11 protein-coding genes are annotated in these 17,259 nt (G+C 68.3%); 7 read left to right on the forward strand and 4 right to left on the reverse strand.

All coding sequences use genetic code 11. The features are described from left to right. The 5 genes from A8G18_RS16525 to A8G18_RS16545 form a co-directional block, all read left to right on the forward strand. Window positions 1-1,053: Hsp70 family protein (locus A8G18_RS16525; protein ID WP_157100858.1), on the forward strand; the 1,053-nt coding region annotated here is incomplete at its 5' end. A 9-nt stretch (window positions 1,054-1,062) separates the two neighbouring features. Next, window positions 1,063-3,540 carry a LuxR C-terminal-related transcriptional regulator gene (locus A8G18_RS16530; RefSeq protein ID WP_064064725.1) on the forward strand — a complete coding sequence of 826 codons (2,478 nt, stop codon included), beginning with the start codon at window positions 1,063-1,065 and terminating at the stop codon, window positions 3,538-3,540. Next, entirely contained in the window at window positions 3,531-5,141 is a 1,611-nt protein-coding gene (locus tag A8G18_RS16535) for a DUF7159 family protein (protein WP_245207901.1), read from the forward strand. The genes A8G18_RS16530 and A8G18_RS16535 overlap by 10 nt, the downstream gene beginning before the upstream one ends. A 148-nt stretch (window positions 5,142-5,289) precedes the next feature. Then, entirely contained in the window at window positions 5,290-6,621 is a 1,332-nt protein-coding gene (locus A8G18_RS16540) for a S1 family peptidase (RefSeq protein ID WP_064064727.1), read from the forward strand. Window positions 6,622-6,787: 166 nt separating this feature from the next. Further along, window positions 6,788-8,095, forward strand: a complete 1,308-nt coding sequence (locus A8G18_RS16545) for a S1 family peptidase (protein ID WP_064064728.1) — start codon at window positions 6,788-6,790, stop codon at window positions 8,093-8,095. Window positions 8,096-8,414: 319 nt separating this feature from the next. Here A8G18_RS16545 and A8G18_RS16550 read toward each other — a convergent pair whose 3' ends face one another. Further along, complete coding sequence (locus tag A8G18_RS16550; protein ID WP_064064729.1) at window positions 8,415-9,113, reverse strand: DUF8020 domain-containing protein; 699 nt, start codon at window positions 9,111-9,113, stop codon at window positions 8,415-8,417. Between the two features lie 427 nt (window positions 9,114-9,540). Between A8G18_RS16550 and A8G18_RS16555 the strand changes: the two genes are divergently transcribed. Further along, on the forward strand, window positions 9,541-12,726 hold the full coding sequence (locus A8G18_RS16555) for a heterodisulfide reductase-related iron-sulfur binding cluster (RefSeq protein WP_064064730.1): 3,186 nt from the start codon (window positions 9,541-9,543) through the stop codon (window positions 12,724-12,726). Window positions 12,727-12,750: 24 nt separating this feature from the next. On the opposite strand, the gene A8G18_RS16560 is transcribed toward A8G18_RS16555, so the two are convergent. The 3 genes from A8G18_RS16560 to A8G18_RS16570 all read right to left on the reverse strand — a co-directional run bounded on the left by A8G18_RS16560 (window position 12,751) and on the right by A8G18_RS16570 (window position 15,397). Beyond that, window positions 12,751-13,710, reverse strand: coding sequence for a type IV toxin-antitoxin system AbiEi family antitoxin domain-containing protein (locus A8G18_RS16560; RefSeq protein ID WP_064064731.1), 960 nt, complete (start codon window positions 13,708-13,710; stop codon window positions 12,751-12,753). Window positions 13,711-13,797: 87 nt separating this feature from the next. Further along, the gene (locus tag A8G18_RS16565; protein ID WP_064064732.1) at window positions 13,798-14,982 is read right to left on the reverse strand and encodes an alkane 1-monooxygenase; all 1,185 of its coding nucleotides are present in this window, start codon (window positions 14,980-14,982) and stop codon (window positions 13,798-13,800) included. 211 nt (window positions 14,983-15,193) lie between these two features. Further along, the gene (locus tag A8G18_RS16570; RefSeq protein WP_006553044.1) at window positions 15,194-15,397 is read right to left on the reverse strand and encodes a cold-shock protein; all 204 of its coding nucleotides are present in this window, start codon (window positions 15,395-15,397) and stop codon (window positions 15,194-15,196) included. A gap of 166 nt (window positions 15,398-15,563) precedes the next feature. On the opposite strand from A8G18_RS16570, the gene A8G18_RS16575 reads away from it, so the two are divergent. Further along, entirely contained in the window at window positions 15,564-16,820 is a 1,257-nt protein-coding gene (locus A8G18_RS16575; RefSeq protein ID WP_016932457.1) for a pyridoxal phosphate-dependent aminotransferase, read from the forward strand. The last annotated feature ends 439 nt before the right edge of the window (window positions 16,821-17,259 follow it).

Consider the following 17,259-nt stretch of genomic DNA (forward strand, 5'->3'; position numbering starts at 1 on the left):
CGCGATCTGCGTCTGGTGCGCAGCGAGTTCGAGGAGTTCGCCCGGGAACCGCTCGAGGCGTCGCTCGCCGTGGTGCACGATGCGATCCGCGGGGCCGGCCTCGATCCCTCGGACATCGGGCGCGTGCTCCTGACCGGCGGCGGCTCGTCCACCCCGCTCGTCGCCGAACTGATCTCGTCGCAGCTGGGTCTGCCGATCGTCTCGTCGCCGCGACCCGCCTGCACCGCAGCCCATGGGGCGGCGCTCGCAGCCGCCGCGGCCGGTGCCGCAACTGCCGTTGTTCCGGCGCCTCCTGCGCCCACCCCCGACGACGAACCCGAGACGGTTGCACTGCCGGTGGTGGCTGCCGCCGAGACTTCGCAGGTCACCGCCGCACACCGGCCGGCGGTCGTCGATGCCGCGACCGGTGCGCCCGCGCGCACCCGTGCCCGCTCCCTCGCCCTGGTGGGCGCCGCCGTCGCAGCCGTCGTCGTCCTGGCCGGGGGTGGGCTCGCGATCGGCACCCTGTCGTCGGAGGCCGAGACCACCGGCTCGGACACGCGCCCGTCGAGCGAAGCCGTCGCCGGGAATCCGACCACCGAGACGACGACCGGTTCGGCCGTCCCCGGCACGACCGGCACGCCGGCGACCGAGGCGGGATCGGTCGTCCCGATCCGGGTGCAGGGACCGGACGGTTCCGTGACCGTTGTCCCGGCCGCCGCGACGCCCGCTGCCGGCACCGCATCCACCGGGGCCGTGCCCGCACCGGATCCGGCCGCCCCCGCCCCGGCGGCACCCGGGGGGACCCCGCAGGTTTCCCAGCCGGCACCGCAACCCGCTCCGGTCCCCGCCCCGGCACCCGCTCCTCAGCCCGCGCCGCAGCCGACCTCTCCGAGCACGGGCGGCAGCGGTGCCGGCGACGCCCTCTCCGGCGCCGGTCAGGGTGCGGGCGCGGTCGTCGAGGGTGTCGGCAACGGTGTCGGCCAGGTGCTCGACGGCACCGGCAACGTGGTCGGCGGTGTCCTCGACGGCACCGGACAGGTCGTCGGCGGGTTGCTCGGAACCGGACGCTGACCGATCGCGATGACGTCCGTCCCCGCTCCCCCGCGACGACCGGTCCCCCGGGAGGTCACGCGCGCCCTGGCCACCTCCGCTCCCCCGCGGCTGCTGCTCGTCGGCGGCACCGGAACCGGGAAGTCCGCCGTACTCGCTTCGCTCCGGGACGATCTCGGTGACGTGCGCATCGTGGACGACGCGCACCGCATGACCGCCGCAGAACTGCAGGATCTGGCCGACCACGTTCGCGATGCGCCGACGGGGATCGTCGTGTCCACCGAACCGCGTCCACATCGCGCCGAGATGCGTTCGCTGACAGCAGCATTCGCGGGGAGCGGCACGGTGGTGGAACTGGGCCGGTGGACAGCTCGCGAAACCGCCGGTCGTGCGGCGTCGTTCGAACTCCGGCTCGCACCGCCCCAGGTGCGCGCGCTGCACCGCCTGACGGGTGGAGTACCGAACCTCGTCGACACCGCTCTCGAGGCCCTGCGGACGGACGGCGACGTCCGGCACGCCGTCGGAGAGGCGATCCGCCGCCAGCTCCTCGCCGACCTCGATCTCACCGCAGTTCTGGCTCTCGTCGATCTCGGCGCGGCGCTCGATCCCGGCGAACTCGCCGCCGTACTCGAGGTACCCGCCGAGCGGGCCCTCGATCTCGTCGACGCGGCCCGCGCGAGCGGTCTGCTCGGGGCCGATGCAGCGAGTCTCACTGCGGGAGCGAGCGGCGTGCCCGCCGCGGTCCTCGGGAGACACAACCTGTTCGCCGTCGCCCGCCGCCTCCTCGCGACACGCATCGACGCCGGAACACTCACGCCGCACCTCGCCCGGGGGCTCGCCACGATCGGCCTCACCGATCCGCATCTCGCTCGACGGCTCGTGGAGTTCGCGGTCGACGCAACGCCGCGCGAGGCCGCCGATCTTCTCGACGCCGCGGTACCGGCAGGAGCCGATCCCGATGCCCTCGCAGTGCGGCGCGCCGAAGTCGCTTTTGCGGCAGGGGATCTCGAGAAGGCCGAACAGATCACCGATCGGCTGCTCGACCGCGCCGACACGACCGACGTCGACGACGTGCGCGCCGCCACCCGGATCTCCGCGAGTATCGCCGCGCATCGCGGCATGCTCGACCGCAGCGCGGACCTGTTCGAATGGCTCGGACCCGAACGGGTCGGCACGGACGCCCCTCTCGCCGCCACCGTGCTGCTCGCCGCCGGACGGCCGTCGGCCGCAGAACATCTGCGCGGTGCCGCCGCCTCGGGTGCCCCGACCTCGTCGGCCTCCGCCGCACGGCTGCTCGAGGAAGGCCTGCGCGAATCCGTCGGCGGCGACGGCCGTATCGCGATGAACCGCCTCGCCCGCGCACTGACGAGCCTGGGATCCGACGGTTCGCTGCGTGCCTGGCCCGACACGGTCGACGCCGTCGCCGCACTGCTCTGCCTGCACTCGGGCGAACTCGGGCACGCGCGCGCCATCCTGGGCCGGCCGGAGATGCCCACCGTGCGCAATCGGCTACTGGTGGCGTGGACCGAGATGCTCGGCGGTGATCTCGCCGCCGCAGCCGCGATCGCCGAGGCCGTCGCCTCCGAGGTGACCGGGCAGCGCGACCTCCTGTTCTTCCATGCTCTGCAGGTCGGGCTGGCGCGACGCAACGCAGACCTCGGAGCGTTGACGATGCGGTGGCAGGCCGCGCAGTCGGTGGTGGCCGAGTACTCCGTCGACCTGTTCGGCCTGCTCCCGCTGGGTGAGCTGTGGCTGGGCGCCGTCCGGCTCGGGGAATCCGCGCGTGTCGCCCATCTCGTCGCCGGCGCCCGCGCGCTGCTGACCACCCTCGGCGAGCCACCGCTGTGGGGCGCGGCACTGCACTGGTACGGAGTGCAGGCCGCGATCGCTGCGGACCGGCCGTCCGACCTCGTCCCCCACGCACGCGCCCTGGCGTTGGCAGCGGAGACCACCGCGTACGCCGCGGTGCTCGCGCGGGCCGGTCATGCATGGCTCGGGGTGCTGCGCGGCGAGGTCGACGCGACACGCATCCGGGAGGCGGCGGAGACCCTCGCCTCCGTGGGTCTTCCGTGGGACGGCGCGAAGCTCGCGGGCGAAGCCGCGCTGCGCGCCGCCGACACCACCGTGGCCACCGGATTACTGCAGGTCGCGCGGACGATCAGGCAGGACGGCCCGGGTGGTCGAGCACCGGTCGACGCCGCCCCCGACACTCCCCCGAACGAGCCGGACGACGCGCCCCTCCGCGCCCGGGAGAAGCCGGGTGCACTGTCCGAACGCGAAGCGCAGGTGGCCGACCTGGTGGTTTCGGGCCTCACCTATCGGGAAGTCGGAAACCACCTGTACATTTCCGCGAAGACCGTGGAACATCATGTCGCCCGTATCCGGCGCCGACTCGGTGCCGGTTCCCGCTCGGAGCTCCTGTCGCTGCTCCGCGCCATGGGGCACGGCGCAGATGTATCCCGTCGCACACACTCCGACCGGAATGGAGGCAAGCCGGCATGTCCGTAGGCGTAGGCCTGAGGGTGGGGACCACCGTGTCGTCGGTTGCGGTCACCTCACCGACGCCGGGACGGCCGGACCCCGCACCGATCGAGCGGTTCACCGCCGTCCACCTGCATTCCGACGGCACCGCGACGCTGGGCGACCACGACGTCGTCGACGGGCTCACCAGCTCCTTCACCGGTTTCGTCGACCGCCTCGGCCACTCGGGCGGGGTCCGCGCCAACGACGGTTCGCTCTCCCGCGCCGAAGACCTGGTCGCCACGGCCATGGAATGCCTCCTCGCCGATGCGGCCACTGTCATCGGCGACACCCCGTACACCGCGGTGGCGACGCACCCCACCGACTGGCCGAATTCGACGGTCGCGGTGCTGCGCAACGCCCTCGACTACGTCGGATTGCGCCACGTCTCGCTCGTCTCCGACGCCGAGGCCGCCGCGGCCTGGTTCGAATCGCAGGTCGCGCACCAGACCGGACGACTCGTCGCGGTCTACCACATCGACCCGCAGGGCTCGACCGTCACGCTCGTGCGCTCGGGAGTCGCGGCAGGCAAGGCGTTCCGTTTCGCCGAGGGCAACGCCCCGTCGGTCGCGGCGCAGCTCTCGTCCGCGCTCGGTGCGTTCGGCTGGCTCGTGAGCAACCTCGACGCCATCGTGGTCACGGTCGACGAAGCCGTCGACCCGAGCGCCGCGCAGCTCGTGGCGCAGTCGGTGAAGACCGGTCTCGGCGTGCGGTGCGCTCTCGCTCCCGAGCCGCACCAGACGATGGTGCGCGGTGCCGCGCTCGCTGCCGCTGCCGGCTCGGTGGATCTTCTCGGTTCGACGCAGATCCTGCCCACCGCCAAACTCGCCGAACCCCGCCGCAGCGAACTCGATCCCGAGATCACCGCGGTGATCGCGAAGATCACGACGACTCCCCCTCCGGGTGCGACCCCCGCCGCTGCCGGCGCAGCACCCGCCGCGAACACGTCGAAGGCGACCGTCGCTGCCGTCTCGGCTGCCGGCGATTCCACCGACGACAAACCCTCCGGACGCTCGTCGAAGGTCACCGCGATCGCGGCGGCCGCGGCGATCGCGCTGCTCGTCGGTGTCGGCGCGCTGGTGTTCGGCCTGCGGGACTCCCCCACGGCCACCGCGGGCACGCAGGTCGCCGAGACACCGACAGCACCCGCGACCACCACCCCCTCGAAGTCGAGTCCTCCTCCGGCTCCCCGCAGCACCGAGGAGACCACCACTACGGAGCCGAGCGAGTCGGCCACCGCCGAGGAGATGAGCCCGGCCGCCCCGCCGGTCGTACAGCAGACCTGGGTCGATCCCACCACCGGCACGAGCGAGCAGTCCTCTTCTTCCTCGTCGCGGTCGAGCACCTCGGGCACGTCCTCGACCACGACGAGCACCGGCTGGTCGCGGCGGAGCCAGCCCGACGAGTCGTCCGGTGGCGGCAGCAGCGACAGTGGTGGCGGAGACAGCAGTGGCGGAAGTACACCGACGACCACGACTACAACCACGACCACTTCCGTCCCGGATCCTGGACCCGGGGACGGTGGCACCACTCCCGGAGACGGCAGCGGAAATGGGGACGGCACCAATCCCGAAGGCCAGAACCCGTGATGCATAACTAAGCAGCGGGCACAGTCCCAGTGGTGACCTACAGCACTATCGGCGGTCGCCGGGCCGTCCCGTAGGCTGTCCCGCGGGTCGGCTCGACGACTCCTCGAAGTACCTGTTCACGAGCACATCGAACACACGAAAGGCTTCCATGCGTCTCTCGTCGGCGTCGCGCGCCGCAGTCCGTTCCACCACCCGCCGCGTCGCAGTCGCAGCGGCATCCGCGGTTCTGCTGGCAGTGCCCCTGAGCTCCACAGCGAGCGCGGCGCCCGCCGAACAGTTGCCTGCTCCCGAGCTTCCCGCTGAGCTCGTCGAAGCGATCCAGCGCGACCTGGGTCTGACGCCCGAGGAATACCTCGATCGCGCCGCGCGGGCGCAGGAACTCGGTGACTACGCCCGCGACTTCCGCTCCGAGCGTCCCTCCGAGTTCGCAGGCGCCTGGCTCGGCGAGGACGGCAAGCCCGTCATCGCCGTCACGAACCCCGAGGCCGCAGAGAAGGCAGCCCAGGACGGCTACCGGGCGACGGTCGCGCCGGTCTCGGCCGACGGACTCGAGCAGGCCCTCGCCGAGCTGAACCGCTGGGTGGCGGGACTCCCGCGTGAGGTGTCGTCGCAGATCAACTCCGCGTCGATCGATGTGCTCAACAACCAGATCGTCCTCGACATCGTGAACTCGCCGATCGGGCGCGCGCTGAACCTTCCGTCCCTCGTGGCGAACGTGCAGGTCCAGTTGTCGCCGGGCATGCCGCCGAACGATCCGGCCCCGATGGGTGGCGACACCTACATCACCGCCGACGGCGACGTCCGCAATACGCCCATCGAACGGATCGGCATCTGCTCGTTCGGTTTCAACGGTGTCGACGCCGACGGCGACGCCGTCAACCTCACCGCCGGACACTGCGACGCGGTGGCCCGCGCCGACGGCGGTTCGACCGTCTACCTCCCCAACCGCGCGAACATCGACGACAGCGTCCGCATCGGCAAGTTCACCGACTCCACGGTGGGCACCGACAGCACCCTCGACTACGGCATCGTCACCCTCGACAAGGCAGGTGTCGAAGCCGGCCTCGACCGCCCGGCGGTCCGCGGCGGCAACGGCTCCACCCTCACGGTCACCGGCACGGCCGTTCCGGTCGTCGGCGCGCCCGTCTGCAAGTCGGGACAGTCGTCGTCGTTCACGTGCGGTCTCGTCGTCGCCGATCGCATCGAAACCCAGCTGACCTACGACTCGGGCTTCTCGAGCACCATCCGCGGCTTCGCGACCTCGGCGTGCACCCTCGCGGGTGACAGCGGCGGCGCGATCGTCACCGGCACCCTTGCGCTCGGTGTGATCAGTGGATCGAACAGCGCGGGCGCCCCGAACTGCGTCGAGGCCAACCTGGTGCTCGCGCCCAACGGCGGCACCTCCAGCCTCGGTATTCCGATCCAGGACATCGAGAACGCCACCGGCTCGCGGGTCCGTACCGCGTCGAACCCGGCATAACACCCGGAACATCCGGGCCGTTCGTCACAACAGTCACACGAGTCTCATACGTAACCGAGAAGTACCTATGTACTTCCTCGATCACCCCTTAGGATCGGACGGACGCCGATCCGCGGGGGACGGCGCCTTCGCGCGCGCAGGCCGCGAAGGAACGAGAAAGGTATCCATGCGACGCACCTTCGCACGTCGGACGGCTGTCATCGGCTCGACCGCACTGCTGCTCCTCGGTCCTGCCGTTGCCATCGCGCAAGCCGAACCCGAGACCGAACCCGCGCAGACATCGTCTCTGCCGGCCGAGCTCGTCGAGGCGTTGCAGCGCGACCTGAAGATCGATGCCGAGCGCTTCCTCGCCGATGCGCAGCGCAGCCAGGAGCTTGCGGCGTTCGCCGAGAAGGCACGGGAGCAGTTCGACGCCGTCTTCGCCGGTGTGTGGCTGGACGACCGAGGCACCCCCACCGTCGGCCTCACCGAAGGTGACGGCTTCGATGAGGCCCGCACGGCCGCCGAGGACGCCGGATTCACCGTTGCCGAGACGCAGCGCAGCGAGGACGCCCTCGAAGAGCAGCTCGGCGCACTGGGCGACTGGCTCGAGACCCAGCCGCCCGCCGTCGCCGATGTCATCCGCGGCATCGCCGTCGACGTGGTCAACAACGACGTCGTCGTGCGCACCGACAACGTCTCCGGCGTCGAGCTCCCCGACTTCCTCGACGGCGTGCGCGTGCTGTTCGCTCCCGCCGAACTGACCCCGGAGGGCGCAACCGACCTGCAGCCCATCGCCGGTGGTCTCGGCGCGCCCGACGCGCTCTTCGGCGGCGACGCCTATGCCGCGCTCGGTGCCGGCGAAGGGCTCCGTTGCTCGCTCGGCTTCAACGCCGAGGACGGCAGCGGACGTCCTGTGAACATCACCGCCGGGCACTGCGACCCCAACCGCGCCCAGGCCGGTACGCGATGGGCGTCCCAGGTCCACCAGCTCGTCGGCGACAACCTCGGTCAGCACCTCGGCTCGTTCGAGAAGACCGTGCTCGACCGCAGCGACTACGCGCTGATCCGTCCCTCCGCCGAGGCCGCAGCCCGCTTCGAGAACAACGGTGTGCGCGTTCCGTTCGCCGCTCCGCTGACCATCACGGGCGTCGCGGATCCCGTCGTCGGCACCCCGGTCTGCAAGTCGGGCCTGCGCACCGGCTACAGCTGCGGCGTCGTGACGGCCGCCAATCAGAACGTCGAGATCGGCCACCGCGTGCTCGAGAACGGCTTCTCCACCAACCTGTGCGCCCTGCAGGGCGACAGCGGCGGCACCCTCGTCACCGGCACGCTCGCCCTCGGCATCTCCAGCGCCTCGAACGTCGGCCAGTACGGCATGTGCGAGATCGCCGGGTTCGTCAGCGGCCTGCTCGGTGAGACGCCCGAACTGTTCGCCACGCCGATCAAGACGGTCCTGGCCGAAAACCCGGGCCTGAAGGTCCGCACCTGGTAGGACGAATTCACACGACGACGAGGCCCGACTTCCGCACCGCGGAGGCCGGGCCTCGTCTCGTAGGGTCCCGGTGCCCACCGCCGGATGAAGATCGGATCACGTTAAGCTCGCGAGGATTCGGTTCGAGGGGACATAAGGGAGAAGAACGATGCTGGGATCACTCGTCACCGGAAGCGTGGCCATGCTGGGCGCAGATCCGCAAGTGTGGTGGGGTCTGCTTCATATGCTCCTTACGAGCTAGCGCTCCACACGAGTCGGCTCCGAACGAACGCGACCCCGCCACCTGATGAAGGTGGCGGGGTCGCAGTGGTTCGAAGAACTACTTGGTCTCGGCCCACTCCGTCGTTCCCGGAGGAGCTGCCAGTGCCTGAAGGAAGCCGATACCGGCGACGACCAGCGTGGGGCCTCCGGCAACGATGGTGCCGATCGCGGCGCCGATCGGCACGCCGGCTGCACACAGCGGAATCGAAGCGAGGAAGCCGGTGGGGGCTCCGGTCACGATGCCGACGATGCAACCGATGATCCCGCCGGTCGCGCCGCCGATGGCACTTGCCAGACCCAGCTGGGAAGCGAAGTTCTGCTGCGCCTTCAGGTTCTCCTCGGGCGATGCGACATCGCTGAGCTTCAGCGCGACAGGCGTGAGAGCCGGTCCGACCTTGTCCTCGGGAGCAACCGGGACAGCCTTGGAGAAGTCGGTGACCGGGGTCAGCGTCAGGGTCTTGCCGTCCTCGCTCACCTCACGCTCGAAGGGCAGCTGCAGATCGCCGAGCTGGATCGCGAGCGGCAGGCTGAGGACGGTGTCGCCCTCGTCGTCCTGCAGTTCGACGCTCTTTCCGTCTCCGGAGACCTGGAAGGAACCTGCGTCGATGACGGTCACGACGGACTCGCCCTCGGGCCGGACCTCGTAGTTGATGGCGTCTTCGTCGGCTGCGGCCGGAGCGGCGTACGAAGTTCCGGCGGTGATGCCCATGGCGGCGATCGTCATCGTCGCCACAGCGGCAAGCTTCTTGAGCTTCATCTGTTTCCGTTCTGTGACATGGCGCACGCCCGGCGGGACGCCCCCCATTTATGTGACCGACATGGAGTTCTACGGCCCCCGACACTGACCTCCGCAGCAGAACTCCACATACGCGGCAGATCATATCCGACATCACAGTTCGCGCGTTATACCCTATCCGCCCGAAAGTGACCTGATTGTGGCACGACACTCTGAAGCGAGACTTTTTCGCGATCTTCCCCGGTCGACTTAGGACATCCTGATGAGGGGAGCTGTCACGTTTGACCGTTAACGTGTCCGGGCACACCCTCTCCGATCCGATCTCGGATTTTATTACTCGTCGGTAACTCAGCTCAGCCCAAGTTACTAGTGGGTAACTTATCGTGCGTTACGATGCGGAGACTTGTACCAGGCGGCACGACGCCGCCCCCGACACGAAAGGCCACGTATGAATGCCCTGACGATTACGTTGGGCACGATCGGCGTGCTGCTGAGCCTCGTGTGTTGGTTCGCGTTCATCAGCGGCGCGCTGAAGATGGTCAACACGATCCGGGTCGGCCAGCCGGCCCCGGACCGCTGGCGGCCGTTCTTCCCGCGCTTCAAGCAGATGGTCGTCGAATTCCTCGCGCACACGAAGATGGTCAAATTCCGTACCGTCGGCTGGGCGCACTGGCTGGTGATGGTCGGCTTCATGCTCGGCGCGATCGTCTGGTTCGAGGCCTACGGCCAGACCTTCGACCCGAACTTCCATTGGCCCCTCATCGGCGACACTGTCGTCTACCACTTCATCGACGAGATTCTCGGCCTCGGCACCGTGATCGGCATCCTGACGCTGATCTACATCCGCCAGCGCAACCATCCGCGTCAGCCCGGCCGGATGTCGCGCTTCAGCGGCTCGAACTTCAAGGCCGCCTACTTCGTCGAAGCGGTCGTGCTGCTCGAGGGTCTGGGCATGATCCTGGTGAAGGCCGGCAAGATCGCCACCTACCACCATCACAACGCCTACACCGACTTCTTCACGATGCAGGTCGCCCGGATCCTTCCGGAGAGCCCCGAACTCGTGTCGGTGTTCGCATTCATCAAGCTCATGTCGGGCATGGTGTGGCTCTACATCGTCGGCCGCAACATCACCTGGGGTGTCGCGTGGCACCGCTTCTCGGCCTTTTTCAACATCTACTTCAAGCGTGAGGACGACGGCGGTCCCGCCCTCGGCGCCGCACGTCAGATGATGTCCGGCGGCAAGCCCGTCGACATGGAAGACGCCGATCCGGACAAGGACACCTTCGGTGCCGGTCGCATCGAGGACTTCACGTGGAAGGGCTGGCTCGACTTCACGACCTGCACCGAGTGCGGTCGTTGCCAGTCGCAGTGCCCTGCCTGGAACACCGGCAAGCCGCTGTCCCCGAAGCTGCTCATCACGTCGCTGCGCGACCACGGTTACGCCAAGGCGCCGTACCTGCTCGCCGGTGGTCGCACCGACATCGGGGGCGACGAGGTCGGCCTGGTCGACGCCGACGGCAATCCGAACGAAGCCAAGCTTGCGAAGATCCCGGCATCGGCACGGGAGGAAGCGGGCCGCAAGCTGGTCGGCGAGACCGAGGCACTGGTCGAGGGCGGCGAACTCGCTCCCGTCATCGACACCGAGACCCTGTGGTCGTGCACCAACTGTGGTGCGTGCGTCGAGCAGTGCCCGGTGGACATCGAGCACGTCGACCACATCATCGACATGCGTCGCTACCAGGTGCTCATCGAGTCGGACTTCCCGTCCGAGCTCGCAGGTCTGTTCAAGAACCTCGAGAACAAGGGCAACCCCTGGGGCCAGAACGCCAAGGACCGTCTCAACTGGATCAACGAGATGGAGTTCGACATCCCGGTCTTCGGCCAGGATGCCGACAGCTTCGACGGCTACGAGTACCTCTTCTGGGTCGGCTGTGCCGGTGCCTACGAGGACCGCGCCAAGAAGACCACGAAGGCCGTCGCCGAGCTCCTCGCGACCGCCGGCGTGAAGTTCATGGTTCTCGGCGCCGACGAGACCTGCACCGGCGACTCCGCTCGCCGCGCGGGCAACGAGTTCCTGTTCCAGCAGCTGGCACAGCAGAACATCGAGGTCCTCAACGGTGTGTTCGAGGGCGTCGAGCAGAGCAAGCGCAAGATCGTCGTGACCTGTGCGCACTGCTTCAACGCGCTGAACAACGAGTACCCGCAGGTGGGTGGCAGTTACGAGGTCGTCCACCACACGCAGCTGCTCAACCGTCTGGTGCGGGCGAAGAAGCTGGTCCAGGTCAAGGCCGTCGGCCAGGACGTCACCTACCACGACCCGTGCTTCCTCGGACGGCACAACAAGGTCTACAACGCTCCGCGTGAGCTGATGGCGGCGTCGGGCGCGAAGCTCGTCGAGATGCCGCGTCACGGCGAGCGGTCCATGTGCTGTGGTGCCGGTGGTGCCCGCATGTGGATGGAGGAGAAGATCGGTAAGCGCATCAACATCGACCGTGTCGACGAAGCGCTCACCACCAATCCCGCCAAGATCGCGACGGGCTGCCCGTTCTGCCGCGTCATGCTCACCGACGGTGTGACGGCGCGTCAGGAAGAGGGCAAGGGCGAGGGCGTCGAGGTCATCGACGTCGCGCAGCTCATGCTCGAATCCATCTCGCGTGTCGAGGCAGCGAAGCTCAGCGACAACATCAAGGTCGTCCAGCAGCCGAAGACTCCGGTCGAGGTCGAGGAGACCGCGGAAGAGGTCGAGAAGGAGCGCGTCGAGGAGGTCGAGGCGGCAGCGGCAGCGCCGGCTGCTCCGAAGACCACCGGTGTCCCGAAGGCCGGCGGCCTGCAGATGAAGGGCGGTCTCAAGGCTCCGGGCGGACCGAAGGCTCCCGGGGGCGCGAAGGCTCCTGCTGCCGAGGCAGCCGAGGCGCCGGCAGCGCCGAAGGCGAAGCCGGGCGGCCTGCAGATGAAGGGCGGCCTGAAGGGGCCGGGCGCGAAGAAGGCTGCGGCTCCGGCCGCACCGGCCGCGTCGTCCGAGGCTTCTTCTGCTCCTGAGGCCGAGGCACCGGCAGCGCCGAAGGCGAAGCCGGGTGGGTTGCAGATGAAGGGCGGTCTCAAGGCTCCGGGCGCGAAGGCGCCGGGCGCTGCGAAGCCGGCCGCACCTGCTGCTCCCGCCGCTCCTGCCGAGTCGTCGGACGCTCCCGCTGCCGAGGCACCCGCGGTGCCGAAGGCGAAGCCGGGCGGACTGCAGCTCAAGAGTGGCCTGAAGGGACCGGGCGCCAAGAAGGCGGCTCCGGCGGCGTCCGCGGCTCCGGCGGCACCTGCCGAGGAGGCACCTGTTGCCGAGGCTCCCGCGGCGGAGTCGTCTACGGCCGAGGCGCCTGCGGAGCAACCCAAGGAGTCGGTGATCCCCCAGGCGAAGCCGGGCGGACTGCAGCTCAAGAGCGGTCTGAAGGGTCCGGGCGCGAAGAAGGCTGCGGCTCCGGCCGCACCGGCGAAGGCGGAGCCGACGCCGGAACCCGAGCCGGTCGCGGAGGCTCCGGCTGAACCCGAGCCGGTCGCGGAGGCTCCGGCTGAGCCCGAGGCGGTCAAGGCCGCGGCGAAGCCGGAGGTCGAGGCACCGAAGGCGAAGCCGGGCGCGCTCGGCTAGTCACTGGGGCTGCGAGCTTTTCTGCTACCTTGCGAGCTTCCGCACTACCCAGTCTCCTGTCGGCTCAGCCGACCGTGCCGCCAAGTCGATCGCCTCGCGGATCCGACTCACCACCTCCCCCGGCGTCTGCAGATCTGCCCACGTCCATCGGACGACGACCCAGCCGGCACGACGAAGCGCGTCCTCGCGCAACTTCTCCCGGAACACCACGTCTTCGGCGTCCGTCGACGCGACCCCGTCGCGTCGGTATTCGACCCGCCCGTCGAACTCCCCGATCACGCCGTGGTCGGGCAGGAGGAAGTCCACTCGCGCGAGCCACTTGCCGGTTGCGTCGAACACGTCGACCTGCGTTCGGGGTATCGGCAACTGTTCGCGCACCATCAGCACGCGGCTGCGCGACTCGCCGACACTGTCGCTGCGATCGTTCATGAAGCAGACCGCGCGGGTCGCGCGGGCACGTCCCGGATGGCGCCCCATCCGTTCGAGGGCAACACACAACTCCTCGGCGGTCACCAGACCGTTGCGTAGCGCGTGGTCGCCGACGATCACAGCGTGCTCGAACGGCACGGTGGCGGCCGGATCGACGACCGTCCGCGCGACATTCAGTACCCGTACACCGCCGATTTCGACGACTTCGTCTTCACCGAATCGCGAGGAGTGCAGCACGCGTGCGGTGCTCGTCGTCGCCCCGCCGGTCCGGTTCCGTGTCAGATGCACGGCATCGAGCGGCAACTGCCATGTCTCGAGGCCGTGCAGGACCGCTGCCGAGACGTGGCTGAGCGCGCTTTCCTTCACAGCATTCGCCGACGCGGCACGCGCCCGGTAGGCATGCCGGGTTCGGTCGTCCGATCTCTCGTAGGAGGCGGTGGGCACGTAGATCCCTTGTGACAGGCGCGTCCATGTACCGATGCGCACGAAGCGTCGAATCTCGGAGGGCGTCACGCCCCGTCGGATCGCCTCGCTGCGGCGAATGATCTCCCCCATGCCGCACAGCGTCGCCCACTCGAGCGGAGCAATCGGGCTCGCGTGGCCCGCTGCCGCCGATCTGGGGATGAGCGGGCGGCCTGTGGACTACTGCGATCCACGCTGCGCGCGCGCATAACGCGCGAGCACGGACTTGCGTGTGGACGGGTGTACGTTGATCCGCGAGAAATCGTGGCCGTAGTGCTCGAGCAGTCGCGGGTCCATCACCCGTCGCCACAGCGGCGGAAAGAGGGCCAGGATGATCATCACCGCGTAACCGGCGGGTAGCTGCGGCGCCTGCGGCATCGACCGCAGCGTCTGGTAGCGGCGCAGCGGGTTGGCGTGGTGGTCGCTGTGCCGCTGCAGGTTGTAGAGGAACAGGTTGGAACACACATGGTTGCTGTTCCAGCTGTGCTGGGGCTGCACGCGTTCGTAGCCACCGTCGGGTCGCTTGTCGCGCAGCAGCCCGTAGTGCTCGAGATAGTTGGCGCCCTCGAGGAACATGATCGCCATGACGGCCTGTACGGCCAGCCACGGGGCGATCGACCAGCCGAACACTGCGATGAGCACGGCAAAGAGGACGACGCTGAGCGCCCACGCGTTCAGGATGTCGTTGTGCCGCAGATTCCAGAACGACGTGCCGCGACGTTCGAGCCGGCCCTTCTCGTAGCGGATCGCGGAGCGGAGGCTGCCGAACACCGAGCGGGGAAGGAAACGCCAGTAGCTCTCCCCCATGCGGGCGGTGGCCGGGTCCTCGGGAGTCGCGACGCGCGCGTGGTGCCCACGATTGTGTTCGACGTAGAAGTGGCCGTAGAACGACTGGGCGAGGGCGATCTTCGCGAGGCGCCGCTCGATGGTGGTGCGTTTGTGCCCGAGCTCGTGCGCCGCGTTGATGCCGACGCCGCCGACGATGCCGAGCGTGGCGGCCATCGCGAATCGTTCGGCGCCGCCCATGGGTTGCGACACCCACATCCAGCATCCGAAGGCCAGGCCCGCATATTGCAGCGGGAGGTAGAGATAGGTGCAGTAGCGGTAGTACCGGTCGTTCTCGAGCGTCCGCATCATGCTGTCGGGCGGATTGCTCGTGTCCGGTCTCACGAAGGCGTCCACCAGCGGGCACAGGACGGCGATGACCAATGCACCCGTGGCCCAGAAGACGCCGAACTTCAGGTGTTCGACGAGCAGGTAGGCGAGGAACGGGCTCAGGGGGACGACGAGTCCGTACAACCAGAGGCGTTTCTTGGGGTCGGTCCACCGATCGGGCTTCGTACCGCGAGGAGTCGCCGAATCCACAAACACCTATCCCCCAAGAAGAAAACCCGTCCGGTACGAATCCCCCCGCACCGGAGAAATCAAACTGCAACCCCACGACCCGGCTACACAATACAAGCCGTACTTACCGGCCGGTAGGTCCAGCTGCGATGTTTGTGGCGCACAGCACACGACGACGGCGCCGCACGAAAGTGCGGCGCCGTCGTACGCGGAATTCTCGAAGGGGTGCGACCTAGATGGCGCGCACACCCTGAGCCTGCGGGCCCTTCTGGCCCTGGCCGATCTCGAACTCGACTCGCGCTCCCTCGTCCAGGGTCTTGAAGCCCGATCCCTGGATCTCGGAGTAATGGACGAAAACGTCTGCTCCCCCACCATCCTGCTCGATGAAGCCGAAGCCCTTTTCCGCGTTGAACCACTTGACGGTGCCCTGCGCCATACCACTTGCTCCTTGCATTCCCCCACGTCACCCCGACGTGGAGCCTAGATGGACCTCGATCATCGCACTGATCCGGACATTCGTCGCGCCTTGTTTCCCAACTCGTTACCGCAACCGGCAAAACGCGGATGAAATCGTGTTGCGGCGCGGTGGCACGATGTAACCCGTGACTACCGAGGAGCAAGGCCAACTTCACCATCACATCAGCCGTCGGCTCGAGCAGTCGTCGAAGCTCCAGAACGTGCTCTACGAGATCCGCGGGCCGGTGCACGCCCACGCCGCGCGGCTCGAGGCCGAGGGGCATCGCATCCTCAAGCTCAACATCGGCAACCCCGCGCCGTTCGGGTTCGAGGCGCCCGACACGATCGTGCAGGACATGATCGCGGCGCTGCCCCACGCGCAGGGCTACTCGGAGTCCAAGGGCATCGCCTCCGCCCGGCGCGCGATCGTCACGCGCTACGAGCTCGTGCCGCGTTTTCCCAAGTTCGACATCAACGACGTCTATCTGGGCAACGGCGTCTCCGAGCTCATCACCATCACCATGCAGGCTCTGCTCGACGACGGCGACGAGGTGCTCATCCCGGCACCCGACTACCCGTTGTGGACGGCGATGACCTCGCTGGCCGGTGGTACCCCGGTGCACTACCTGTGCGACGAGACCAACGGCTGGAACCCGGACATCGAGGACATCGAGTCCAAGATCACCGAACGCACCAAGGCGATCGTGGTGATCAACCCGAACAACCCGACGGGCGCCGTGTACTCGCACGAGGTGCTCGAGCAGATCGTGCATCTCGCCCGTAAGCATCAGCTGTTGCTGCTCGCCGACGAGATCTACGACAAGATCCTGTACGACGATTCGAAGCACACTTCCCTCGCCTCGCTGGCTCCCGATCTGCTCTGCCTGACCTACAACGGGCTGTCGAAGGCCTACCGTGTCGCCGGTTACCGGTCGGGGTGGATGGTCATCACCGGCCCGAAGGAGCACGCGGCCGGCTTCCTCGAGGGTGTCGACCTGCTGGCGTCTACCCGGTTGTGCCCCAACGTGCCGGCCCAGCACGCCATCCAGGTGGCCCTGGGCGGTTATCAGAGCATCGAGGACCTCGTACTGCCCGGTGGGCGCCTGCTCGAGCAGCGCGACGTGGCCTGGGAGCGGCTCAATGCGATCCCGGGCGTGAGCTGCGTGAAGCCGCGCGGTGCGCTCTACGCCTTCCCGCGGCTCGATCCGGAGGTCTACGACATCCACGACGACGAGAAGCTCGTGCAGGATCTGCTGCTGCAGGAACGCATCCTCGTCACGCAGGGCACGGGCTTCAACTGGCCGAACCACGACCATCTGCGCATCGTGACGCTGCCCTGGGCCCGCGATCTCGCAGTGGCGATCGAACGGATCGGCAACTTCCTGTCCTCCTACAAGCAGTAGAAGGAGGTCTCCGACTCCCCGAGCCGGAGAATTGTTGCCAAATGGTGACCTTGCCGTTTTCGGGACCAAAGTCCCTGCTTGACGGCCTGCGGGACCTACCCGATCGGACAGTTTGCCGGTTTCGTGACCATGGACACACGCCAATCCCTCCCAAGTCGAGGTCGAAACCAGTAATTTGTCTTACGGCACTATGTACTACGCACGGTGCCGGGCTCCCTGATCGATCGCCATCCCCCCTGTGCGAGATCAGGTGACGGTGGCGGGGACACCCCCCCTGCTCCCCGCCACCACCAGCCCATCTTTCCCCGCCGCCTTGGCTAGCCTGTTCGAGTGAGTCACGGACATGGGCATTTCGGCCACAGCCACGGACACGGACATGGACAGGCCGAAAGTCCTACACCCCTCGGCCCCATCGCCGCGAAGATCGTCGTCGGCCTGC

The sequence above is a fragment of the Rhodococcus gordoniae genome, from assembly GCF_001646655.1.
GTDB classification, from domain to species: Bacteria; Actinomycetota; Actinomycetes; order Mycobacteriales; family Mycobacteriaceae; genus Rhodococcus; species Rhodococcus gordoniae.